At 71.5% G+C, this 24,731-nt stretch carries 17 protein-coding genes; 15 read left to right on the top strand and 2 right to left on the bottom strand.

The annotated features are described in order from the left end of the window. Positions 1–54: 54 nt before the first annotated feature. The 9 genes from ACFYW9_RS20675 to ACFYW9_RS20635 all read left to right on the top strand — a co-directional run bounded on the left by ACFYW9_RS20675 (position 55) and on the right by ACFYW9_RS20635 (position 16,074). A complete protein-coding gene (locus ACFYW9_RS20675; protein ID WP_389152119.1) occupies positions 55–4,128 on the top strand; it encodes an Rne/Rng family ribonuclease in 4,074 nt (1,357 codons plus the stop codon). Positions 4,129–4,395: 267 nt separating this feature from the next. Then, positions 4,396–4,716, top strand: coding sequence for a 50S ribosomal protein L21 (gene rplU, locus ACFYW9_RS20670; protein ID WP_164320786.1), 321 nt, complete (start codon positions 4,396–4,398; stop codon positions 4,714–4,716). 16 nt (positions 4,717–4,732) lie between these two features. After that, on the top strand, positions 4,733–4,987 hold the full coding sequence (gene rpmA / locus ACFYW9_RS20665) for a 50S ribosomal protein L27 (RefSeq protein ID WP_037618784.1): 255 nt from the start codon (positions 4,733–4,735) through the stop codon (positions 4,985–4,987). A gap of 190 nt (positions 4,988–5,177) precedes the next feature. Further along, on the top strand, positions 5,178–6,614 hold the full coding sequence (obgE, locus tag ACFYW9_RS20660; RefSeq protein WP_389152116.1) for a GTPase ObgE: 1,437 nt from the start codon (positions 5,178–5,180) through the stop codon (positions 6,612–6,614). A 208-nt stretch (positions 6,615–6,822) separates the two neighbouring features. Next, on the top strand, positions 6,823–8,337 hold the full coding sequence (locus ACFYW9_RS20655; RefSeq protein ID WP_389152113.1) for an integrin alpha: 1,515 nt from the start codon (positions 6,823–6,825) through the stop codon (positions 8,335–8,337). 221 nt (positions 8,338–8,558) lie between these two features. Beyond that, positions 8,559–10,109, top strand: coding sequence for an alkaline phosphatase D family protein (locus ACFYW9_RS20650; RefSeq protein ID WP_389152110.1), 1,551 nt, complete (start codon positions 8,559–8,561; stop codon positions 10,107–10,109). A 753-nt stretch (positions 10,110–10,862) separates the two neighbouring features. Further along, positions 10,863–12,362: a bifunctional cytidylyltransferase/SDR family oxidoreductase gene (locus ACFYW9_RS20645; protein WP_351863004.1), complete on the top strand. Its 1,500-nt coding sequence runs from the start codon at positions 10,863–10,865 to the stop codon at positions 12,360–12,362. Between the two features lie 170 nt (positions 12,363–12,532). Further along, a complete protein-coding gene (locus ACFYW9_RS20640; RefSeq protein ID WP_389152105.1) occupies positions 12,533–14,638 on the top strand; it encodes a hypothetical protein in 2,106 nt (701 codons plus the stop codon). Positions 14,639–14,862: 224 nt separating this feature from the next. After that, positions 14,863–16,074: a glycosyltransferase family 2 protein gene (locus ACFYW9_RS20635; protein WP_351863006.1), complete on the top strand. Its 1,212-nt coding sequence runs from the start codon at positions 14,863–14,865 to the stop codon at positions 16,072–16,074. 66 nt (positions 16,075–16,140) lie between these two features. Here ACFYW9_RS20635 and ACFYW9_RS20630 read toward each other — a convergent pair whose 3' ends face one another. Beyond that, entirely contained in the window at positions 16,141–17,541 is a 1,401-nt protein-coding gene (locus ACFYW9_RS20630; protein WP_389152100.1) for a polysaccharide pyruvyl transferase family protein, read from the bottom strand. Positions 17,542–17,797: 256 nt separating this feature from the next. Between ACFYW9_RS20630 and proB the strand changes: the two genes are divergently transcribed. From proB to ACFYW9_RS20605, 5 genes are all read left to right on the top strand, one after another. Beyond that, positions 17,798–18,904 carry a glutamate 5-kinase gene (proB, locus tag ACFYW9_RS20625; protein WP_389152188.1) on the top strand — a complete coding sequence of 369 codons (1,107 nt, stop codon included), beginning with the start codon at positions 17,798–17,800 and terminating at the stop codon, positions 18,902–18,904. Between the two features lie 329 nt (positions 18,905–19,233). Beyond that, on the top strand, positions 19,234–19,701 hold the full coding sequence (locus ACFYW9_RS20620) for a hypothetical protein (RefSeq protein ID WP_387302233.1): 468 nt from the start codon (positions 19,234–19,236) through the stop codon (positions 19,699–19,701). A 61-nt stretch (positions 19,702–19,762) separates the two neighbouring features. Then, positions 19,763–21,049 carry a glutamate-5-semialdehyde dehydrogenase gene (locus ACFYW9_RS20615; RefSeq protein WP_351863008.1) on the top strand — a complete coding sequence of 429 codons (1,287 nt, stop codon included), beginning with the start codon at positions 19,763–19,765 and terminating at the stop codon, positions 21,047–21,049. A gap of 211 nt (positions 21,050–21,260) precedes the next feature. Further along, positions 21,261–21,902, top strand: a complete 642-nt coding sequence (locus tag ACFYW9_RS20610) for a hypothetical protein (protein ID WP_389152095.1) — start codon at positions 21,261–21,263, stop codon at positions 21,900–21,902. A 123-nt stretch (positions 21,903–22,025) separates the two neighbouring features. After that, entirely contained in the window at positions 22,026–23,093 is a 1,068-nt protein-coding gene (locus tag ACFYW9_RS20605; protein WP_389152091.1) for a hypothetical protein, read from the top strand. 112 nt (positions 23,094–23,205) lie between these two features. On the opposite strand, the gene ACFYW9_RS20600 is transcribed toward ACFYW9_RS20605, so the two are convergent. Further along, positions 23,206–24,378, bottom strand: coding sequence for a M48 family metallopeptidase (locus tag ACFYW9_RS20600; RefSeq protein ID WP_389152088.1), 1,173 nt, complete (start codon positions 24,376–24,378; stop codon positions 23,206–23,208). A gap of 58 nt (positions 24,379–24,436) precedes the next feature. Between ACFYW9_RS20600 and ACFYW9_RS20595 the strand changes: the two genes are divergently transcribed. Further along, positions 24,437–24,628, top strand: coding sequence for a hypothetical protein (locus tag ACFYW9_RS20595; RefSeq protein ID WP_389152191.1), 192 nt, complete (start codon positions 24,437–24,439; stop codon positions 24,626–24,628). Positions 24,629–24,731: the final 103 nt, after the last annotated feature.

The raw sequence follows: 24,731 nt of genomic DNA, 5'->3' as shown, positions 1-24,731 counted from the left end.
CGGCATCGCCGGACCAGGCGCGGCGCCCGGGAGCCTGACGGGAGATCCACCCGCATGCTCGAGCCGACCGAACCCACCGAGGGTTCCGACAACAACACTCCCAGCGACACCCTGCCGCCGCGGCGCCGCCGCCGTGCGGCGTCGCGCCCCGCCGGTCCGCCGACCGCCGCCACCGAGGCCGCGGCCGAGACCACCGCGTCGGCCATACCGGTCGTGGCGTCCGCCGACCTCGCGGCCGAGGACGCTTCCGCGGGGGCTGTGACCTCCGCGGACGCCGAGGCCGAGGAGACGGACGAGACCGAAGAGGCCGCCGAGACGGCCGCGGCCGAAGTGGCCGAGGAGGCCCCGGCCGAGGTCGAGGCCGCCGCCACCACAGCTTCCGACGACGCCGCACCGCGCCGTACACGTCGGCGCGCCACCCGTCGTGTCTCCGCTCCCGCCGGAGCGCCCGGGACGGACGGGACCGCCGAGGCCGACGAGACCGTCGAGCCCGCCGCCGTCGCCGAGCCCGAGAGCCGGCCCGTCGAGGAGGCCCCGGCCGCGGTCGAGGAGACCGCGCCCGCCGGCCGTACCCGCCGTCGCGCCACCCGCCGGGCCTCCGCGCCCGCCGGAGCGCCCGCCGCGGCCGAGACCGCCGAGGCCGTGACGACCGCCGCCGAGCCGGTGGCCGCCCCCGCCACCGCGGAGGCCGAGCCCGAGGCACCCGCCGCCGAGCCCGTCGCCGAGGAGGCCGCCCCGCGCCGCACGACCCGCCGTCGTGCCACCCGCCGGGCCTCCGCACCCGCCGGAGCGCCCGAGGGCGACACCGCCGACGAGCGTGTGGAGGCGCCCGTGACCAGCGAGAGCAAGTCCGAGGAGACCGCGCAGCCGCAGGCCGTCGAGGCCGCGCAGCCCGAGGCCCCGCAGACCGAGGCCGCGCAGCCCGAGGACGGCGGCCCGCGCCGTAGCCGCCGCCGTGCCACCCGCAAGGCCGCCGTCGGTTTCTCCGCGCCCGCCCCGAAGGAGACCGAGGGGTCCTCGCGGCGCCCGGCCCGTCCGGCCGTCGCCGTGTTCCAGGCGCCGGTGTTCACCGAGCCGATGTTCCAGACGCCCGAGCGCGCCGCCGCCGCGGCTGCCGCCGAGGCGGCCGAGGCCGCTGAGGCTCCCGAACCGGTCGAGACCGTCCAGGAGCCGGCCGTCGGCCGCAGGCGCCGGCGTCGCCGGGGCTTCGAGGACGAGCCGCAGGCCGTGACCGAGGAGACGCAGGAGCCCGTCGAGGACACGGAGCCCGTCGAGGCCGCGGAGCCCGTCGAGGACGCGGAATCCGCCGAGGACGCGGAGGACGCCGTCGAGGGTGACGAGGGCGAGGAGGAGTCCGCGGGCTCCCGTCGCCGTCGCCGTCGCGGTGGCCGCCGTCGCCGCCGCGGCGAGTCCGCCGAGTCGGACGCGGACAGCGAGGCCGGTGAGGACGACTACGCCGCCGAGCAGGCCGCGCAGGACGCCGAGGACACCGCCGAGCAGGCCGAGGAGGACGCCGAGGAGGACGACGAGCGCGAGGAGCCGGGCGGCTCCAGCAGCAGCCGGCGCCGCCGTCGCCGTCGTCGTCGCGCCGGTGACTCCGGTGGCGAGGCCGAGCAGCCCGGCGAGAACGACCCCGAGCGCACCGTCGTCAAGGTCCGCGAACCGCGCGGCAGGCGCGAGGAGCAGCCCTCGGACGAGGTGCAGTCCATCAAGGGCTCGACCCGTCTCGAGGCGAAGAAGCAGCGCCGTCGCGAGGGCCGCGAGCAGGGCCGCCGCCGTGTTCCGATCATCACGGAGGCCGAGTTCCTGGCCCGCCGCGAGGCCGTCGAGCGGGTGATGGTCGTCCGTCAGAGCGGTGAGCGTACCCAGATCGGTGTCCTCGAGGACGACGTGCTCGTCGAGCACTACGTCAACAAGGAGCAGGCGACCTCGTACGTCGGCAACGTCTACCTGGGGAAGGTCCAGAACGTGCTGCCGTCGATGGAGGCCGCGTTCATCGACATCGGCAAGGGCCGCAACGCGGTGCTCTACGCCGGTGAGGTCAACTTCGAGGCGCTCGGCATGGCTCACGGGCCGCGCCGGATCGAGGCCGCCCTCAAGTCCGGCCAGTCGGTCCTGGTGCAGGTCACCAAGGACCCGATCGGCCACAAGGGCGCGCGTCTGACCAGCCAGGTCTCCCTCCCGGGCCGCTACCTCGTGTACGTGCCCGAGGGCTCGATGACCGGCATCAGCCGCAAGCTGCCCGACACCGAGCGCGCGCGTCTGAAGACCATCCTCAAGAAGATCGTCCCCGAGGACGCGGGCGTCATCGTGCGCACCGCCGCCGAGGGCGCGAGCGAGGACGAGCTGCGCCGTGACGTCGAACGTCTCCAGGCGCAGTGGGAGGACATCCAGAAGAAGGCGAAGAGCGGCAACGCCCCGACCCTTCTCTACGGCGAGCCGGACATGACCGTCCGCGTCGTCCGCGACATCTTCAACGAGGACTTCTCCAAGGTCATCGTCAGCGGTGGCGAGGCGTGGGAGACCGTCCACGGCTATGTCTCCCACGTGGCGCCCGACCTGACCGACCGGCTGTCGAAGTGGACCTCCGAGGTCGACGTCTTCGCCACGTACCGGATCGACGAGCAGCTCATGAAGGCGCTGGACCGCAAGGTCTGGCTGCCCAGCGGCGGCTCGCTGGTGATCGACAAGACCGAGGCCATGATCGTGGTCGACGTCAACACCGGAAAGTTCACCGGCCAGGGCGGCAACCTCGAGGAGACCGTCACCAGGAACAACCTGGAGGCGGCCGAGGAGATCGTGCGTCAGCTGCGGCTGCGCGACCTCGGCGGCATCGTCGTCATCGACTTCATCGACATGGTCCTGGAGTCCAACCGGGACCTGGTGCTGCGGCGTCTGCTCGAATGCCTGGGCCGGGACCGTACGAAGCACCAGGTGGCCGAGGTGACCTCGCTGGGCCTCGTGCAGATGACCCGCAAGCGGGTGGGCCAGGGTCTGCTGGAGTCCTTCTCCGAGACCTGTGTCCACTGCAACGGCCGCGGTGTCATCGTGCACATGGAGCAGCCGACGTCCGTCGGTGGCGGCGGCAAGCGCAAGAAGCGCGGCCGTGGCGGTGCCGAGCTGGTCCAGGACCACGAGCACGACCACGAGCACGAGGTGGCCGAGGAGCTGGAGACCGAGACCGAGGCGGAGGTGGCCGCCGAGGTCGCCGCGCCCGTCGCTCTGGTCGAGACCGAGTTCCAGCCGGACGAGGAGTTCTACGGCAGCGCCGCCGAGGCGGAGGCCGCGGCCACCCGTGGCCGCTCGCGGCGCCGTGCCTCCCGGCGCGCGTCCGCTCCCGCCGGTGCGCCGAAGACCGAGGAGCGCGCTCCCCGGACCAGGCGCGAGGAGCGCGCCGAGCGCGCCGCCGCCCGGTCCCGTGAGGCCGTCGAGGCCGAGCCGTTCGCGGCCGAGGACCCGGTCGTCGAGGCGCCGGCCGCCGAGCAGCCGGTGTCCGAGCAGCCGGTCGTCGAGGCTCCGGCCGAGACCGTCGAGGCCCCCGCGGCCGCCGTGGCGGAGGCCGCTCCCCAGGGCCGTACGCGCCGTCGTGCGACCCGCAAGGTGTCGGCGCCGGCCGGTTCGCCCAGGTCGGCCGAGGAGGCCGTCGTGACGGTCACGGAGCCGGTCGCGGCGCCCGTCGCCGAGGCCCCCGCGCAGACCGCCGACGAGGCGGAGAAGGCGCCCCAGCCGGTGGCCGAGGCCCCCGCCGAGAGCGCCGCGCCGGCCCGTCCGCGCCGCCGTGCCGTGCGCAAGGCCACCGCGCCCACCGCGTCCGCGGAGGCGGCCGTCGTGGTCGTCCCGTCGGCCGCCGCGGAGCCGGTCGCCGAGCCCGAGGCCGAACCGGAGGCCGTCGAGGCCGACGCCGAGGCCCCGGCCGCCAAGAAGACGGCCGCCCGCAAGACGGCCAAGAAGGTGACGGCGAAGAAGGCCGCCACCAAGAAGGCCGTGGCGGCCAAGAAGACGGTCGCCAAGAAGGCCACGGCCAAGAAGACGACCGCGAAGAAGGCGGCCGTCAAGTCCACGGCGAAGAAGACCGCGGCGGCCGAGCAGACGCTCTCCACCGTCACGGCGTCCACCGACGAGAGCTGAGGCTCCGCACGGTGTCCCCGGCCCGCGCGTCAAGCGGGCCGGGGACACCGCGTGACCGGTGGCACACCCGCGGGGCCCGGCCTGGTTTGACCCTTTCGGTCGTGGCCCCGTAACCTTGACCGTCGGCGTGTCCCCTGACGCGCCGCATCCCCGTAAACCTCTTCCTCCTGGTGCTGCGAGCTTCGTGCTCAGCGTTCCGGGAGAGGCCGCTCGCGCGAGTCGGCGGCTGGACTGCGGGGTCCCGTTCCGAGCGAAAGAGAGATCCGCGTGTACGCCATCGTGCGCAGCGGTGGTCGCCAGCACAAGGTTGCTGTCGGCGACATCGTTGAGGTTGACAAGATTCCCACCGCCAAGGTTGGCGACACGGTCGAGCTCTCGACCCTGCTCGTTGTCGACGGCGAAGCCGTGACGAGCGACCCCTGGGTCCTCGCGGGCATCAAGGTCCAGGCCGAGATCGTGGACCACCACAAGGGTGTCAAGATCGACATCCTTCGCTACAAGAACAAGACCGGCTACCGCCGTCGTCAGGGCCACCGCCAGCAGTACACGGCGATCAAGGTCACTGAGATCCCCGCGGCTGCGAAGTAAGGGTAGGGACTGAGACATGGCACACAAGAAGGGCGCATCGTCCACTCGGAACGGTCGCGACTCCAATGCTCAGCGGCTCGGTGTGAAGCGCTTCGGCGGTCAGACCGTCAACGCCGGTGAGATCCTGGTCCGCCAGCGTGGCACCCACTTCCACCCCGGCGTCAGCGTCGGCCGTGGCAAGGACGACACGCTGTTCGCGCTGGCCGCCGGTGCGGTCGAGTTCGGCACGCACCGTGGCCGCAAGGTCGTGAACATCGTTCCGGTCGCCTGATCGAGTCCCGTCGAGGCTGATCCGGTTCCACGCGGACCGGGTCGGGTGCCTCGGGGCCCAGGCTCCGTAGAACAGAGTTCCTCGCGAGGCGGACCTCACTTCCCCCACGGGAAGAGGGTCCGCCTTTCGCGTGTTACGTAAGAGACATTCCGTACGTACTGATGTAACCGAAGTGCTGGAGGCACCCCACATGACCACCTTCGTGGACCGCGTCGAGCTGCATGTCGCCGCGGGTAGCGGAGGTCACGGCTGTGCCTCCGTACACCGGGAGAAGTTCAAGCCGCTCGGCGGCCCGGACGGCGGCAACGGTGGCCGTGGCGGTGACGTGATCCTGGTCGTCGACCAGTCCGTCACCACGCTGCTCGACTATCACCACTCACCGCACCGCAAGGCGACCAGCGGCAAGCCCGGCGAGGGCGGCAACCGCTCCGGCAAGGACGGCCAGGACCTGGTGCTGCCCGTGCCCGACGGCACGGTCGTGCTCGACAAGGCGGGCAACGTCCTCGCCGACCTCGTCGGACAGGGCACCACGTACGTCGCCGCCGAGGGCGGCCGCGGAGGCCTCGGCAACGCGGCGCTGTCCTCGGCCCGCCGCAAGGCGCCCGGCTTCGCGCTGCTCGGCGTGCCCGGAGGCATGCAGGACATCGTCCTGGAGCTGAAGACCGTCGCCGACGTGGCCCTCGTCGGCTACCCGAGCGCCGGCAAGTCCTCGCTCATCTCGGTCCTGTCCGCCGCCAAGCCGAAGATCGCGGACTACCCCTTCACGACCCTCGTCCCGAACCTGGGCGTGGTGACCGCGGGCGAGACCGTCTACACGATCGCCGACGTGCCCGGCCTCATCCCCGGCGCCAGCCAGGGCAAGGGCCTCGGCCTGGAGTTCCTGCGCCATGTGGAGCGGTGCAGCGTGCTCGTCCACATCCTGGACACGGCCACCCTCGAATCCGAGCGGGACCCGATCTCCGACCTCGACATCATCGAGGAGGAGCTGAAGCAGTACGGCGGCCTGGACAACCGTCCGCGCATGGTCGTCCTCAACAAGATCGACGTGCCGGACGGCAAGGACCTCGCGGAGATGGTCCGCCCCGACCTGGAAAGCCGCGGCTACCGCGTCTTCGAGGTGTCCGCGGTCGCCCACATGGGCCTCAAGGAGCTGTCCTTCGCGCTCGCCGAGATGGTCGCCGGCGCGCGTGCCGCGAAGCCCAAGGAGGAGGCGACCCGGATCGTCATCCGCCCGAAGGCGGTCGACGACGCCGGCTTCACCGTGGCGCAGGAGGAGGACGGCCTCTACCGCGTGCGCGGCGAGAAGCCCGAACGCTGGGTGCGCCAGACCGACTTCAACAACGACGAGGCCGTCGGCTACCTCGCCGACCGGCTCGCGCGCCTCGGTGTCGAGGAGAAGCTGATGAAGGCGGGCGCCCGCTCCGGCGACGGCGTCGCCATCGGCCCCGAGGACAACGCGGTCGTCTTCGACTGGGAGCCCACCGTCATGGCCGGTGCGGAGATGCTGGGCCGCCGCGGTGAGGACCACCGCTTCGAGGCTCCGCGCCCCGCCGCGCAGCGCCGCCGCGACCAGCAGGCCGAGCGGGACGAGTCGCAGAAGGAGTACGACGACTTCGAGCCGTTCTAGGTCTCGCTCCAGCGGGACGTGCGTGCCCGCCGCCGCGGTCGTCCCAAGTGGACGTGAGGGAACCCGGGGCGTGGGCAGGGCAACCAAAAGGCCGGACCGTGAGTCGTAGCGGGCGCGGAGAGGATCTTCCTCTCCGCGCCCGTTGTGCATTCCGGACACCCGCCGCAGCGGCTTTCGGCGCCGTTGCTCCCTTCGTGGCAGGAGCTCCATGTCCCACCGCCGTTCCTTCTTCGCCCGCCGCAGGCCCTTCGTCATCGGTGCCGGTGTGGCCCTGGCCGCGGGCGCGCTGGCCGTGTCCGCAGTCAACGCGACGCCCGTGCCGACGACCGGCTCCACCACGCCGAGCGCCAAGCGGCTGCACGACGACTTCAACGGCGACGGCTATCCGGATCTCGCGATCGGAGCGCCGGGCACCACGGAGAGCGGTCTGAAGAACGCCGGGGCCGTCAGCGTGCTGTACGGAGCCTCCGGCGGACTGTCCACCGCGCGCAAGCAGGTGCTGACCTGGCCCGGGCACGGCACCGGCGACACCCCCGAGTACGGATACGGCTCCGGGTTGCGGAGTGCCGACCTCGACGGCGACGGATACGCGGATCTGCTCTCGTCCGTGGCGGTGTCGATGATGGACGTGGACAGCGGTTACGCCGTGGTCGTCAACTGGGGTGGCCCCAAGGGACTGTCGGCGACTCCCACCCAGCTCGCATGGAGCCCGTACTACGAGTGGCGGGGCGAGTTCACCGTCGGTGACGTGGACGGCGACAAGCACCCGGATCTGGTGACGGCGGGCGCCGAGCAATGGCTCTCCGACGACCCGGACGTCCAGCCCGAGGAGGACGGGACGGTGCGCCACGGCCCGTTCACCCGCGGCGGTGGCAACGCCGGGAGGGACCACTTCACCGTCGATCCGCAGAAAGCCCTGTTCAACCCGGTGATGGCGGCCGGCGATGTGACCGGGGACGGTGTGGCGGACCTCGCGGTGACCACCGGGGACGGCGGCACGCGCAGGACGGCGCTGCTCGCCGGTGGCAAGGACGGCTTCACCGACAAGGGCCTGCTGCACGACGCCCAGGGCCGTGCCGTCGCGGGCGAGGACGTCGCGATCGGCGACCTGGACAAGGACGGGTACGGCGACGTGATCGTCGGCCGCTCGGCGTCGGGCGACGCCGGATCGCCCGCCAAGGGCGGCGCGGTGGGCGTCGTCCACGGCGGCCCCGGGGGCGTCTCGACGACCCGCAAGCCCGTGTGGATCAGCCAGGACACCCCGGGCGTCCCCGGTACCGACGAGAAGGGCGACGGCATGGGCACCGGCCTGTCCGTCGGCGACACCAACGGTGACGGCTACCTCGACGTGGCGACGGGCCTGCCCGGCGAGGACGTCGGCACCACCGTCGACGCGGGCGGTGTGCTCGTCCTCAGGGGCAGTGCCTCGGGTCTGACCGGTACCGGCGCCAAGTCGTTCACCCAGAGCACCTCGGGCGTGCCCGGTACGGCGGAGAAGCTGGACCGGTTCGGTGCCGAGACGGCCCTGGTCGACGGGAACGGCGACAAGAAGGACGGCCTGATCGTCGGCGACCCGGACGAGAACGCGGGCAACGGTGCCGTCTGGACCTTCTCCGCCGGCTCCGGAGGCATCACGGCGAGCGGCTCGTCCAGCTTCGGCGGAGCCGCCCTGGGCCTGGTCCCCGCGACGGGCTCCGCCTTCGGAAGGTCCCTCGGCGACTGACCCGTCCCCCGAGGACCCGCTGAACGCACGTCAGGGCCGCCGGGGCGCACGGGAGTTCCGCCGAAAGCCCGCCGGAAGGGCGTCAGGACGCCCCGTCGCGGCGGGTCGTTCGTTGCTCGTGCATTTGTCATGCCTATGATGCGCTCTGTTCAAGAGGCGGGCCGCTGCGCCGTGTGGGCTTCCCGGTGTCCAAGAGGCAACCGACGCAAGGGAGTTCGCCCATGTCCGGAGCCGTCTCGCACGATCGCCGCCGCTTCCTCACCGCCTCGGCCGCCGTCCTCGGCGCCGCCGCCTCCGCCCAGCTCTGGCTGCCGGGTACCGCCCGTGCGGCCGAACCACCCCTGCCCGAAGGCGTGTTCAGTCTCGGGGTGGCCTCCGGCGACCCGCTGCCCGACGCGGTCGTGCTGTGGACCCGGCTCGCCCCCGACCCGCTGAACGGCGGCGGCATGCCCGACCGCGCGGTGCCGGTCGAATGGGAGATCGCCGCGGACGCCCGCTTCCGCAAGCCGGTGCGCCGCGGCACCGCGTACGCGCGCCCCGAGTACGGCCACAGCGTGCACGTCGACGTCCGCGGGCTGCTCCCGGACCGCGTGTACTGGTACCGCTTCCGCGCGGACGGCCGGCTCTCCCCGACCGGGCGCACCCGTACCGCGCCGCCCCCCTTCCGGGCGGGCGGCTCGCTGCGCGTCGCCCTCGCCTCCTGCCAGAACTGGCAGAACGGCTACTTCACCCCGTACGCCGACATGCTCGACCAGGACCCCGACGTCGTCCTGTTCGTCGGCGACTACATCTACGAGTCCTCGCCGTCGGCGACGGCCGTGCGCCGCCACGAGGGCGCCGGGGAGCCGTACACCCTCGTCCAGTACCGCAACCGGTACGCCCAGTACCGCAGCGACCCGCACCTCGCGGCCATGCACGCGAACGCCCCCTGGGTGGTCACCTTCGACGACCACGAGGTCGACAACGACTTCGCCGGGGAGATCCCGCAGGACCCGGACAAGCAGACGCACGACGCGTTCACGGCCCGGCTGACCGCCGCCTACCAGGCGTACTACGAGCACATGCCGGTCCGGGCCACCGCGATCCCGGACGGACCGCACATCCGGATGTACCGGCGTCTCGACTTCGGACGCCTCGCCCGGCTGAACGTCCTCGACACCCGGCAGTTCCGCAGCGATCAGGCGACGAGCCAGGAAGGCGCGAAGGATCCCGCGCTCACGATGCTCGGCGCCACCCAGAAGGAGTGGCTGCTGCGCGGGATGCGCCACTCGCCCACCCGCTGGAACCTCGTCGCCTCGCAGATCATGATGGCCGAGACCGACCTCCAGGTCGGTGAGGGCAAGCTCTGGTACTACGACGCCTGGGACGGCTACCAGGCCGAACGCAACGCTCTCATGGGGGAGTTCGCGGACATCCGCAACCCCGTCGTCCTCACCGGCGACCGGCACCTCACGATGATCAGCGATCTCAAGGCGGACTTCGCCGACCCGGAGTCCGACGTCGTGGGCGCCGAGTTCGTCGGGACGTCGATCGCGAGCGGCGGCGACCAGGACCAGGCCGCCTTCCACAAGCAGTGGGACCCGCGGATGCCGGACAACCCGCACTGGAAGTTCATCGACGCCCACCGCGGCTACCACCTCTTCGACATCCGGCGGGACGGCATCGACGCCCAGGTGCGCGTCGCGGAGACGGTGCTGAAGCCCGACGCCGCCTCCAGCACGCTGGCCCGCCTGCGGGTCGACGCGGGGAAGCCGGGCGTGCGGCTCGTGTGACGCGGGCACGCCCTGGGACTCACCGGAGTCCCAGGGCGTTCTCAGACCGCGCTGGACGCGCTGGACGCGAAGGACGCGATGGCCGCCCCACGGCGTCCGCTTCCCCGCGCACAGCAGACATCCGGTGGAGGCCGCCCTCGCGGTCTGCGGCCGCGGCCCGGGACGACGGCCGCGGTCCAGGACGACGGGCGACGCCCGGCCGGCCGAGCGGCACCGGCGGCGGCTCGTCGACGCGGTGCACGCCACCGGCGACCGGACCTCGCCGATCAGCAGCGAGTTCTTCGCGGGCGCCCCCGACGACGCGACCGTCGCGCGGATCGTCGACGAGCTGGGCCGCGACCGCGCGCATGTCCTGGTCACGCTGCGCCCGCCGGCGAAGATCATGCCCTCGCAGTGGCAGCAGTACGTCCAGGACGGGCTGCGCATGGGGTACGAGGACCGGCTCGACCACATGCCGCGGCCGCCCGTACCGCCGGGATCCGACCGGTTCACGGGACGCCTTCGGGGGAACTCGTGCGTGTCTCGGTCACCGGGTGCCGAGGCGCCTGAGAAGAACGTGAGGAACCCGCGCCGGACGTGTGGAGTTACTCACAGCAAATCCGGACAATTCGGCCAGGTGTCCCCGAAGTCGCCTGTGTGCAAGGTGAATGCCCGGTTGCGCGCACATATGCAGCGGACGGCGCTCACCTTGCATGGCGGTAACCGTAGGTGGGACCATTCCCGCGTTCCCTGTCGCCCCAAGGTAGGTCACCTGTGTCTGAGCACATTGCCAAGCCCCGTACCACCGCAGTGATCCTGGCCGGCGGGACCGGTCAGCGCGTGGGTCTGTCGATTCCGAAGCAACTGCTGAAGATCGCCGGCAAGGCGGTCATCGAGCACACGCTGACCACCTTCGAGCAGGCCGACTCGATCGACGACATCATCGTGCTCATGGCCCCCGGCTATGTGCCGGACGTCGAGAAGATCGTCGCGAAGGCGGGCTTCACGAAGGTGACCCGCGTCATCGAGGGCGGTTCGACCCGGAACGAGACGACCGAGCGCGCCATCGCCGCCCTCGGCGAGGGTCTGGCCGAGGGCGAGGACGCCAACGTCCTGTTCCACGATGCCGTGCGCCCGCTGCTGTCCGAGCGCGTCATAGACGACTGCGTCACGGCCCTGGAGCGCTACCAGGCCGTCGACGTCGCCATCCCGTCCGCGGACACGATCATCGTGACCCGCACCCACGGCGACGACGGCGAGTTCATCACCGAGATCCCGGACCGCTCCCGGCTGCGCCGCGGCCAGACGCCCCAGGCGTTCAAGCTGTCCACCATCCGGCGCGCCTACCAGGTCGCGGCCGGCGACCCCAACTTCCAGGCCACGGACGACTGCTCGGTCGTGCTCAAGTACCTGCCGGACGTGCCGATCCACGTCGTGGCGGGCGACGAGTACAACATGAAGGTCACCCAGCCCGTCGACGTCTTCATCGCCGACAAGCTCTTCCAGCTCGCCTCGACCACCGCGCCCGAGCAGGCCGACGAGGCCGCCTACCGCGAGCTGCTCACCGGCAAGACCCTCGTCGTCTTCGGCGGCTCGTACGGCATCGGCAAGGACATAGCCGAGCTCGCCGCGAGCTACGGCGCGAAGACGTACGCGCTCGGCCGCTCCACCACCGGCACGCACGTCGAGAACCCCGAGGAGGTCGACGACGCGCTCTCCACGGCGTACGCGGAGACCGGGCGCATCGACTACGTCATCAACACCGCGGGCGTGCTGCGCATCGGCAAGCTGGCCGAGACGGACAACGCGACCATCGAGGAAGCGCTGAAGGTCAACTATCTGGCCCCGGTGCAGATCGCCCGCTCCTCGTACAAGTACCTGGCCGAGAGCAAGGGCCAGCTGCTGCTCTACACCTCCAGCAGCTACACCCGCGGCCGCGCCGAGTACAGCCTCTACTCCTCCACCAAGGCCGCCATGGTGAACCTCACCCAGGCGCTGTCGGACGAGTGGGCCGGGGACGGCGTCCGCGTCAACTGCATCAACCCCGAGCGCACCGCGACCCCCATGCGCACCAAGGCGTTCGGCCAGGAGCCCGCGGGCTCGCTGCTGTCCTCCGAGGCCGTCGCGCGGACCTCGCTGGACGTCCTGCTCTCCGAGCTGACCGGTCACGTCATCGACGTCCGCCAGCAGGACCCGACGGCCGGCGCGGGCCGCGCCACCGGTTTCGAGGCGGCCCTGGCCGCTGTCCTGGACCGCCAGGACGGCGTGGCATAATCAAAAACGAATAGTCTTTCGGAATTCAGGCCTTTGTGTCCGCGCGTTCGCCGCGTATTCACAAGGGCCTGAGTCCGTAAAGTTAACATTTCGCTTTTTGGTTCCCATTCGGTATCAAAAGACCTTTTGGTATCAAAACCGGCACTCACCCCTCAAGAGCAGGTTTCTCCGTGATTTCCACCGCTATTCGCGTTGCCCGGGTGGGCAGCGCGGCCGAGCTGGCGGCGGCGGCCCTCATGATGCTGGGCTTCCCCTGCCTGATGCTCGCCGCGCTCCTGCCGAGCGTCGGCGCCTTCGCGGCCGCGGCCGCCGTGACGTACCTGGCGGACCACTTTCTGCACCGGCGCGGCAGCTATCTGGTCAACCGCCTCAGCAAGGTGCGGGCCGGTCTGTCCATCAGGTTCCTGATCCGGCAGCTGCTGCTCGTCCTGCTCCTGGCCCGACTCGACCTGTCCGGCAGCCTGGTCTTCTACGCGGCCATCGCGTGCTTCCTGGCCTTCTACGGCTTCCAGGCACCGCACGGCGCGCTGATCACGCTGATACGGCTGCGCCGCAAGATGCCCGTCGCCACCCGCAACGTCGACCTGGCCTCGCGCGTGCGCATCCCGGACGCGCCGCCCCGCCCGCTGCTGTCCCGGTCCGCGGAGAAGATGCTCCACCTCGACCTCGTGGCCGTCGTCGGCCTCCTGGTCGCCGGGGCGACCGACGACAGCGTCTACGGCTTCGCGGGTGTCGGCGTGACGCTGCTGCTGGCCTTCGGCTACGTCGCGGCCCTCGTCCCGTTCGTGCGCGGCCGGAGGGTCCCGCCGAACGCCGACAAGGTCCTGGCGGCCGTCGACGGCTGGCTCGGCGAATACCGTCCGGAGACGGTGCTCTACTTCTCGGGCTCCAAGGACTCCGCCTACCAGGTCAACATGTGGCTGGAGACGATGGAGCAGCTGGACACCCGGCCGCTGATCATCCTCCGCGAGCGGGCGATCCTGGAGCGCATGGCGCCCACCACGGTGCCGGTCATCTGCGTGCCCGGAGGGGTGCACCTGATGAACATGGACCTGTCGACGGTGCGGGTCGCGCTCTACGCGGCGAACGTGGGCAAGAACATCCACATGCTGCGCGTGCCCACCATCCAGCACGTCTTCATCGGCCACGGCGACAGCGACAAGCTCGCCAGCGTCAACCCGTTCAGCAAGGTCTACGACGAGGTGTGGACCGCGGGCCGCGCGGGCCGCGACCGCTACGCGATAGCCGACGTCGGCGTCCGTGACGACGACATCGTCGAGGTCGGCCGCCCGCAGCTGGCCCCGATCCGGACCTGGCAGGGCGTGCCGGACGGCCGCATCCCGACGGTCCTGTACGCGCCGACCTGGGAGGGCTGGGACGGCAACCCCGGCAACACCTCGATCGTCCTCGCCGGCGAGAACATCGTGAAGAAGCTGGTCGCGGCCGACCCGCCGGTCCGTGTCCTGTACAAGCCGCACCCCTTCACGGGCACCGTCAGCGCCGAGGCCGGGGCCGCGCACCGGCGCATCACCGCCCTGGTCGAGAAGGCCGCCGTCGAGCGCGCCGGCGACTCCCGCTTCACCGCCGACGCGGCCGCCCAGGAACAGGCCAAGGCCGAGCTGACCCGTATCGAGGCCCGTATCGCCGAGCTGTCCGGCACCGGCGGCGAGAAGGGCGACGAGGCCGAGGCCACCCGCGACGGCATGATCGACGCGGCCCGCCACGAGGAGGCCGCCCGGCTGCGCGCCGAGTGGAACGACGCCTACTGGCGTTCCTTCAGCACCGCCGGGCACCGTGTCATCACGGGTGCCGAACCGCGCCTGTACGACTGCTTCAACGTCTCGGACGCGATGGTCTCGGACATCTCCAGCGTCGTCTCCGACTTCATCGCGAGCGGCAAGCCGTACGCCGTCACGGACTCCGCGGAGCTCGGTGCCGAGGAGTTCAAGCGTCAGAACACCGCGGTGCGTGCCGCGGTGATCCTGACGAACTCGGCCGCCGAGCTGGGCGAGCTGCTCGCGGCGGTGGCCGACCCGGCCGCGGACGCGCAGGCGGAGGGCCGCCAGGAGCTCAAGCGCTATCTGCTCGGCCCGGACGAGCCGGCCTCCATCGACCAGTTCAACTCCGCGGTGCGGGAGCTGGCGCGGGAGTCCGAGCGGCGCAACCGCGGCCAGCGGAGCGAGACGTCCGCCGAACTCGTCGACGTCGACCTCGCGAGCACGGTTCCCGCCCAGCGGGTGACCGGCGAGACGGACGGAGCCGCGGTCACCGGCTGATCCGGTCCGCACGCACACGGGCATGGCCCCGGAGGGTTTCTCTCCGGGGCCATGCCCGTTTCTTACGCCCACGACCGTTTCCCTTACGTCGTTCTGTGAGCCTTAACGGGCAAGTCACCCGCCGTTTCTGTGACCCGGGTCACAGAATGGGTCGTTCAGGGCAACCACCCCGCATTTTCGGTCGTCTTCTAGGTAGCGATTGAGGCGATAAGAGGGAAATGTGTATGTGGCATTTCCTGAAACAAGGGGGAAACGTGACGCAGCCTGACGTGACCATCGTCATCGGGGCGTACGAAGCGATGCCGTACCTGGTCAAGTGCCTGGAATCCGTGGAGGACCAGACGCTCGGCCCGGAACGCATCGAGATCATCGCCGTCGACGACGGGTCCACGGACGGCACGGGGGAGTACCTGGAACAGTTCGCCGAGCGCGCGGCCATGTCCGTGACGGTGATCCGGCAGGCCAACTCGGGCGGCCCCAGCGGCCCGCGCAACGTCGGCCTCGGCAAGGCGCGGGGACGCTACGTCTTCTTCCTGGACGCCGACGACTACTTCGGCCCCGAGGCCCTGGAACGCATGGTCGCCATGGGCGACGCGCAGGGCACGGACGTCGTGCTGGGCAAGGTCGTCGGGATCAACAGGTCGGCTCCGAAATCGATGTGGGGCAAGAACCAGCCCCGTACCGACGTCTTCTCCTCGAACATCAAGTTCACGCTCAGCGCGCAGAAGCTCTTCCGCCGCGACTTACTCACCCGGCACGGGATGGTCTTCGACGAGTCGCTGAAGACCGGCGAGGACGCGCTGTTCACGATGGAGGCCTATCTCCGCGCCGACGGCGTCTCCGTGGTCGCCGACCACGACTGCTACCACCTGGTCGGCCGCGACGACGGCAAGCACGTGACCAAGAGCGGTGGTTACGGCCTGCGCTTCGACTCGGCCCGCGCCCTGATGGGCCTCATCGCCGAGCACGTGCCGGCCGGGCCCCGCCGCGACGACCTGATGGTCCGGCCGTTCCTGATCACTCTGCTCCCGCAGTTCGGCCCGGGCCTGCTCAAGGAGAGCGAGAAGGTGCGCGGCCACAAACTCGAACTGGCCAAGCCACTGATGGACGCCCACTGGCACGAGGGCGTCGCCCGCCGCCTCAAGGTCCACGAGCGGCTGCGGCTGCACCTGGTGGCCCGCGGCCGGGGTGATCTCCTCCTGGACGTGGTCGAGTTCGTCAAGTCGAAGAAGGCCCCGGGGATAGTGCTGGAGTCGCGCGGCCGCAAGGTCTTCCTCGCCTACCCGCACTTCCGCGACGCCGCCGCGGGCGTCCCGGACAGCTGCTACGTCCCGACGACCCGGGAGACGGTCACCATCGAGGGCTTCAGGCCCCGTCCCGCACGGTTCCGGCGCCTGCGCCGGATGGCCCGGAGGGTTCTCGGCCCCAGGCGCTGACACCGCGCCCCAGGGCCTCCTCCTGGCGTCCGTCACGGAGACCGGGGCCAGGAGGAGCCCGCCGCTCTACTGGCGGCCCGACTGCAACGCCTTGCGCAGGGGCCGGCCCACGGCGCGCCGGGCCAGCCGGTAGACCGAGCGTCCGGACGTTCCCGCCGGCCCCGGGGTGAGCTTCACCGTCTTGGGCTTGCGGGTCAGCTCCCGCTTCAACTGGACGTTCTCCGTGGACAGTTCGGTGATACGGCTCTGGAGGAAGCCGAAGCGCGTGGTGAGCGAGGTGATGTCGGCGTCGTTCCAGGGCCGGACACCGGGCGGGAAGGCCAGGGAGCGGAGGCGCTCCTCGTGGGCCGCGCCGCCGTCGCCGTGCGTGAAGGTGTTCTCCAGGCCGTTGCGGGTCAGGAACCCGGTGAAACGCTCGAAGCGCTCCTGGTGTCCGCGCGTCAGCGGGCCGAAGTCGGCCTCCGCGTACAGCTCGGCCGGATCGAGGTCCGCGGGCAGCTTGGTGATCTGCCGGTGCGGGATGCCGAAGTAGCGGCACAGCTCCAGCGTGCGGGAGTCGCCGCACAGCACCGTCGCGGGCGTGCCGGCGAGCAGCGCCGCGATGTTCCCGTGGATGCGGGAGCCGAAGGAGAAGTCGAAGTCGCGCAGATCGTCGATCCAGGTGACGGGATCGATGTAGACGCGGACCTTGTCCTCCCGGAACATCGGGTGGTCGGGATGCGTGGGCATCTCGGTCACGGCGCCGTTCGGGTCCGACAGGTCGCGCCAGTGCAACTGCCGCGCGTCGCTGAGGTTCTGGCCGATGAAACGCAGATGCGGATAGCGGGCGTGGGCGTTGCGGACGACCGGGTCGAGGCCCTGCGTCCGCATCGCGCTGTGCGAACCGTTGACCGCGATCCGGGACTCGGGACCGAGCGATTCGGCCCGCTTGCGCACGTCGAGCCGCTCGCCGTACATGAACAGGGAGGGGCAGCCGATGACCTCGACGTCGTTGAAGCCCATGTCCCGCAGGTACTTCTCGGTGAACTCGCCGCGCACCCCGATGGACGCGCTGCGCTCGAGCACCGCGGAGACGAACTCCCGCACGGCGGGTTCGATCGGTTTCAGCCGCGCCGGGTTGTAGTTCAGCCCGGTCTGCGCGCCGATGCCCGGGACGATCACCGGGATCTTCAGCTTGCCGATGAGCCGCGTCAGCCGCCTGAGCTGGGCCTCGAACGAGGGCCGGAACGCGTTGGCCAGGGGGACGACGAACGCGTCGAACTCCTCGTTGATACGGCCCGCGGCGGCCACGTCGGTGCGGATGCCGTTGGACACGACCTCGGTGCGCGGAGTCTCGAGGATCTTGTGCGCGGCGTCGCTGAAGATGAGATTGCCCGAGTTCGTGGCGAAGACGTCCTGATGGAGAGCCTCTTCCACGGGGACGACGTCGTAGGGGCTCTTGCCCGATCTCAGGAGTATGCGCTTCACGGGGGGAACGATAGATGACACATTGTTCAACTTAACTTTGCAGTGACTTTAATTCCCATGAGGAACCCGTACAACCTTTTCTCCGTGCGCGGCACGTGATCGCGCAACTACGCGGAGCCGTCCGTCTGCTGGACCGACGGACCCGGGCGCTTCCTCTTCGCGTAGATTGCGGGGCGGGGCACCGGGACCGACGCGAGGGGACACACCGCAGGTGGCAGCGGCAAGGCAGACCGAGACGCACACCGACAGGGACGCTGTGGCGCAGGCCCACAGGATCATCGTCAAGGTGGGCTCATCGTCGCTCACCACCGCCTCCGGCGGTCTCGACGCCGACCGGGTCGACGCCCTCGTGGACGTCCTCGCCAAAGCCCGTGACGGCGGCGAGAAGGAGATCGTCCTCGTCTCCTCCGGCGCCATCGCCGCAGGCCTCGCGCCCCTCGGACTGCGCCGCCGCCCCAAGGACCTCGCCCGCCAGCAGGCGGCCGCCAGTGTCGGCCAGGGCCTCCTGATGGCCCGCTACACCGCCTCCTTCGCCCGCTACGGCATCCGCGTCGGGCAGGTGCTCCTCACCTCCGACGACACCAGCCGGCGCGCCCACCACCGCAACGCCTCGCGCACCCTGGACAAGCTCCTCGCGATGGGCGCCCTCCCGGTCGTCAACGAGAACGACACGGTGGCCACCGACGAGATCCGCTTCGGCGACAACGACCGCCTCGCCGCCCTCGTCGCCCACCTCGTACGCGCCGACCTGCTGATCCTGCTCTCCGACGTGGACGGGGTCTACGACGGCGACCCCGGCAGGCCCGGCACCTCACGGATCGCGCAGGTGCGCGGGCCCGCGGACCTCGCCGGCGTCGAGATCGGCAGCGCGGGCAAGGCGGGCGTCGGCACCGGTGGCATGGTCACCAAGGTCGAGGCGGCCAGGATCGCCGCCGCGGCCGGCATCCCCGTGGTGCTGACCAGCGCCGTCCACGCCGCCGACGCCTTCGCGGGCCGGGACACCGGCACCTTCTTCCACGCCACCGGCAAGCGGTCGGCCGACCGGCTGCTGTGGCTCCAGCACGCCTCCACGCCGCAGGGCGCGCTCACCCTGGACGACGGCGCCGTACGCGCGGTCGTCGAGCGGCGCACCTCGCTGCTGCCCGCGGGCATCGCGGGCGTCGAGGGCGAGTTCACCGCGGGAGACCCGGTCGAGCTGCGCGACAGCACGGGTCGTGCCGTCGCGCGGGGGCTGGTGAACTTCGACGCCAAGGAGATCCCCCAGCTGATCGGCCGCTCCACCCGGGAGCTGGCGCGCGAGCTGGGCCCCGCGTACGAGCGCGAGGTCGTGCACCGCGACGACCTCGTCCTGCTGAACCCGTAGGGAAGGCGCTCCCCGCCGGGTCCCGTCGGACCCCTGGAACACGCCGTACCGGGTCCCGCCGAACCCGTGGGCGAAGCGTCCGGCCGGGCGCTTCGGCGGGATCCGCGTCCCGACCGGTGGACGGCGCGGTGGCCTCGCCCGCCAGGCACCGGTACCGGCGCCCCAGGGGTACCCCGGGACCGCTGTCCGCTACATCCGTAAACGGCCGAATCCCCCGCCCCCACCGGTGGACGTTCCGTAAAACCGCCACACGGCGGCTTCTCACCTGCTCAACTTTGTGGCAGGGAGAGTCCGGGATTCGGTACGACCATCGGGTAAAGGAGGCCGTCGTGAGACGAGTGCGCCCTGGGGTGGCGGCGTCCCGCGGTGGTCCCGCCTCCCGCGCGGTGGGCGAGGAGCGGGCCCTCACCAGTGTCGCGGCCGGCGACACCTACGAGGGCGAGCAGCCCGCAGACCTGCCCCGGCTGTGGCACGTGACGCTGAGCGTGTCCGGCGGCGAGGCCCCGCTGACCGAGGTGCGGCGCGGTCTCGAACAGCTCGCCCACGACCACCCCTTCCTGCTGACCAGCCGGTACGCCAACGACCACGCGGAGATCCGCTACTGGGAGGAGGCCCGCGACCTGCACGACGCGGCGGCCGTCGCGCTGCGCCTGTGGGGCGAGCACCGCCAGACCGCCCAGCTCCCGCCCTGGGAGATCGTCGGCCTGGAGGTCATCGACCGCGAGACGTACCACCAGCGGATCGCCGAGGGGTACGGACCGCTGCCCGCGACCCCTGTGGGAGTTCACCCGTTTTGAGCCCGTCTCGTCGTATGGGACAACCGCCGGCCCGGCCCGCCGGGCGCACTACCCTTCCCTCATGACCACGCTCTCGCCGTACGACTCCATGTCCCCGGTCGCCCAGGCCGCCTATCGCGCGAAGTCCGCCGCCGCCGACCTGGCGCCGCTGCCGCGGGCCGAGAAGGACGACGCGCTGCTCGCGATCGCGGACGCGCTGGAAGTGCGTACGAGCGAGATCGTCGCCGCCAACGCCAAGGACATCGCGAAGGCCCGCGAGGCCGGGACCAGCGAGACCGTCATCGACCGGCTCACGCTCACCCCCGAGCGCGTGCGCGCGATCGCCTCCGACGTCCGCGACGTGGTGGCGCTGCCCGACCCGGTCGGCGAGGTCGTCCGCGGCTCGACCCTCCCGAACGGCATCGACCTGCGCCAGGTCCGTGTCCCGCTCGGCGTCGTCGGCATCATCTACGAGGCCCGGCCGAACGTGACCGTCGACGCGGCCGCCCTGTGCCTGAAGTCCGGCAACGCGGTCCTGCTGCGCGGCTCGTCCTCCGCCTACGAGTCGAACACGGCCCTCGTGCGGGTCCTGCGCGACGCCGTGGGCGGTGCCGGACTGCCCGCCGACGCCATCCAGCTCGTGCCCGGCGAGGGCCGCGAGTCGGTCCGTGAACTGATGCGCGCCCGCGGCCTGGTCGACGTCCTCATCCCGCGCGGCGGCGCCTCCCTGATCCGCACGGTCGTCCAGGAGTCCACCGTCCCGGTCATCGAGACCGGCACCGGCAACTGCCATGTGTACGTCGACGCGAACGCCGACCTCGACATGGCGATCGACATCCTGATCAACTCCAAGGCCCAGCGGCCCAGCGTCTGCAACGCCGCCGAGACCCTCCTGGTCCACCAGGACATCGCCGCCGCGTTCCTGCCGCGCGCCCTGGACGCCCTCGCGGACGCCGGGGTCACCGTGCACGCCGACGAGCGCGTCCTCGCCTACGCCGAGGACTCCAAGGCCACCGTCGTGGAGGCCACGGCGGAGGACTGGGACACCGAGTACCTCTCCTACGACATCGCGGCGGCGGTCGTCGACTCGCTCGACAAGGCCGTGTCGCACATCCGGCTGTGGAGTTCCGGTCACACCGAGGCCATCGTCACCACCTCGCAGCAGGCCGCGCGCCGCTTCACCCAGCTGGTCGACTCCACGACCGTCGCCGTGAACGCCTCGACCCGCTTCACCGACGGCGGACAGTTCGGGTTCGGTGCCGAGATCGGCATCTCCACGCAGAAGCTCCACGCTCGCGGCCCGATGGGACTGCCGGAGCTGACGAGCACCAAGTACATCGTCACGGGCGACGGCCACATCCGCCGCTGAGGCACCGGCGGGGGCGCGGCCACGGCGGCGTCCCCGAAGCCGGTGGCGGCCCCGTGAGAGCCCTGGAGCCCCGGTCCCGCCCCGGAGGTCCGCCGGGGCGCGCGGGCGGCGCGGCGCCGGGCGCCGGGGCGCGCGGCGGACCGTTCACGGCCCGTGGTCCACTGAGGCGCCGTCCCGTCCTGAGGTCGAATTTCCGTACCGTCTGCCCAAATTGACCCCTCAGGTCTACTCTGGATCCGTGCCGGAGGACGTGGGGGGCACGCCGTTCCCTGACGGCTGGGAGCCCGACGACGACCACGACCGCGGGGGCGCGGACGAAGAGTTCGCCTCCGTGGTCTTCGACGAGGACTTCGTACGGGCGGCGGCGTTCCACGAACCGACCGCCGTGGAGCGGCTGCTCGCGGCCGCCCAGGCCCGCGCGGAGGCCTCCGAGGCCGAGGCCCGCCGGGCGCACGCCCGCGGCGCCCGCGGCGAGGACGAACGCTACGAGGACGGCTTCGGCCCCGACGACCACGGCGACTTCGCCCACGATCCCGACCTGGACGATCCGGACGACTCCGAGGTCCTGGAGGGCCGCCACGGCTTCCCGGGGAGGTACGGCCGGCCCTACGGCAGGCAGGCCCGCTGGCACCGCCCCGTCGCCTGGCTCCTCGCCCTCGTCATGGGCATCGGGATGGTCGCCCTCGCCTTCACGGCGGTCTACCGGGGCGCTTCCTCGGACGGCCAGGACCAGGTCCCCTCGCCCGCCTCCTCCGGCCTCGAACAGGGCCAGGAGAAGATCACCGGCCCGGGTCCCTCCGCCTCCGTCGGCGCTTCCCGTCCCGCGGTGTCGGCGGTGCCGCGCACGCCCTGACACCGGTCTCCCCGCCGAGGCGGCGACGTTCGTCGCACAGCGTGACCGCCCTGGTGGGAACCTGTCAGAACTTGTCGCGCACCACAGCGTTTACCGGAGCCCCCGGAGACCTACTCTGAAGGTATGGGCGGGCCTGGAGACCCACCTGAGGGGACACCCGAGGGTGCTCCCGCCGGTGGCGAGGACGAGTACCGATCCGTCGTCTTCGACGAGTCGTTCGTCCGCGCTGCCCGCCTCCAGGAGTTCTCCGCCCGGGAACGCATGGCCGACCACAGCCCGGCCGTACGCCGCCGCCCGCCCCTTCAGCGCGGGCTGTCCCGGCAGGCCCTGATCCTCGTCCTGCTGATAGCCATCGCCTTCGGCACCGCGATCTACATGGGGGTACACCACCCGTACCCGGCCACCGCCACCCGGTCGGCCGAACCGCTGCGCATGACGGTGATCCCGCTCGCTCCGCAGACCGCCGTCCCCGGCTCGACCAGCACCGACCAGTTGTTCACCGGCAGCCCGGCCGCCCAGTTCCGCACCGGGGCCGACGGCATCACCATGCCCGCCGTCCGGCGCACCGCGCACTTCTCCGACAGCCAGGTCGTCACCGCCCTGACCACCGCCAAGGACTACCTCGTCGAGTCCTCGCTCGACCCGAGCGTGCTGACCGGAGGCGCCACCCGGCCCGTACGGATCCTGCTCGACCCGCGGCAGCTCGACCAGTTCGACCGGAGCTTCGACCACCCGGCCGCCGACGGACGGCACGCCCCCACCGGCTGGCTGATCCGCTTCGACGCGACCCGGACGCAGCTCGCCGACAAGGGGATCCGGGTGCAGGGAACCCTTCAGGCGGCCGAGTCCGACGCGAACACCCTGGAGGTCGTCGCCGACCACACCTTCGTCTACGCGCTGAAGCCGACGGGTGCGAACGCCGGGGCCAGGGCCTCCCTGTTCACCGTGCGGCGCGAACTGACCTTCCGCTTCGACCGCGACGACCTGCGCATGCACCAGGCCGAACTGGTGGTCTCCTACGTCCAGGCGGGCCCGCTCGCCTGCTCCGACGACCCGGTGAGCCGGCTGCGGCCGCTGCTCGCGGGCGAGACGGCCAAGGCGGGCGGGCCGGCCGGTACCGACCCGTACGCCACCGGCAGCGCCACCGCCGTGTGCGGTTCGCTGGCCAGGAGCGCGCAGCCGAGGGTGTAGCCGGACCGCCGGGCGGCGCCGCCCGGCGGCGGTCGGCGGCACCCCCGGCGGGGTCCGGCGGCCGGCCCCGCCCGGCGCCGCCCGGCGGGGCGGCGCAATCCGGCGGGGGCGATCAGTTCCGGCCGTCGGTGCCCTCGTCCCCGGAGCGGTCCTCGGAGCGGTCCTCGCGCGGCGCCTGCCCGGTGCCGGTGCCTTCGGCGTCCCCGTCGGCCGCGCCGTCCTTGGGCGTGCCGCCCGCGAAGCCCCCGAAACCGCGCCGTACCCGGCCCCCGAGGTCGCCCGCGCCGCCCGCGATGTCGCTGACCAGCTTCATCAGCGGGTCCTTGGAGTTCTTCACGTCGCTGGCGTAGCTGGCCGCCGACTGCCGGAAGGAGTCCGACACCGAGGTGTCCTTGTCCGCGTCGCGCCGCGGATAGTGACCGTCCATGATCCGCTGGTAGTCGCGGGACTCCGCCCACTTCTTCAGCTCGGCCGCGCGGACCGCGGTGAAGGGGTGGGTGCGCGGCAGCACGTTCAGGATCTTGAGCACGGAGTCCCGCAGGTCGCCCGCCGACTCGTACTCCTCGGCCTGCGCGAGGAACGCGTCCACGTTCATCTCGTGCAGGTGATTGCCGCCCGCGATCTTCATCAGACCGCGCATCGAGGCCCGCAGGTCCTGGCCGACCAGCAGCCCCGCCCGGTCCGCCGACAGCTCCGACTTGCGGAACCACTCGCGCAGCGCGGTCACGATCGCCATGATCGCGAGGTTCCCCAGCGGGATCCAGGCGACCCGGACCGCGAGATTCGTGAGGAACAGCAGGATCGTGCGGTAGACGGCGTGACCGGACAGCGCGTGGCCGACCTCGTGGCCGATGACCGCCCGCATCTCCTCCTCGTCCAGCAGCTCGACGAGCCCGGTCGTCACCACGATGATCGGATCGTCCAGCCCGATGCACATCGCGTTGGGCTGCGGGTCCTGGTTGACGTACATCGGCGGGACCTTCTCCAGGTCCAGGATGTAACAGGCGTCCCGCAGCATGTCGTTGAGGTGCGTGAACTGCGCGTCCGAGACGCGCACCGAGTCGGAGAGGAAGAGCAGCCGCAGGCTGCGCTCGGGCAGCAGACCGCTCAGTGCCTTGAAGACCGTGTCGAAACCGCTGAGCTTGCGCAGGGCCACCAGGGCCGAGCGGTCCGCCGGGTGTTCGTAGGCCCGCGAGGAGATCCCCTCGAAGCGCCTGCGCTGCCTGCTCGGCACGTTCTCGTGCCCGTTCCGTCCCTGGCCGCCGTCGGACATGTCTTCCCCCATGTGCGTCTGAGTGCCTTCTGTCCCCCTGAGGCAGAGCCCAGCCTAGGCGGAGATACCGTTGACGGGCAGTACAGAGAAGGAGTCGTACGACATGGAGCACATTCCCGCAGCCGCGTGGCTCGCGGAAGCCGCCTCGGCCGCAGACAGGCAGGGTCCGGGCGATCTGCTCCGCGTCGTGCTGATCGTCATGGTCGTCGGCGTGGCCCTGGCCGCCTGGTTCCTGCTGCGCGGCTACAAGCGCGACGGCTGACGACCGGCCGCGGACCGACGGGCGGAGCGCCGTCCCCAACGGCGGAGTCGGCGTGTTCGCTGTGTGGGCGCCCGCATACGATGGGCCGACATCTTTATCCCGC

The organism is Streptomyces sp. NPDC002698, from assembly GCF_042888945.1.
Taxonomy (GTDB): domain Bacteria; phylum Actinomycetota; class Actinomycetes; order Streptomycetales; family Streptomycetaceae; genus Streptomyces.
The sequence above is the reverse complement of the archived record's forward strand: the minus strand, read 5'-3'. Positions and strand labels throughout refer to the sequence as shown.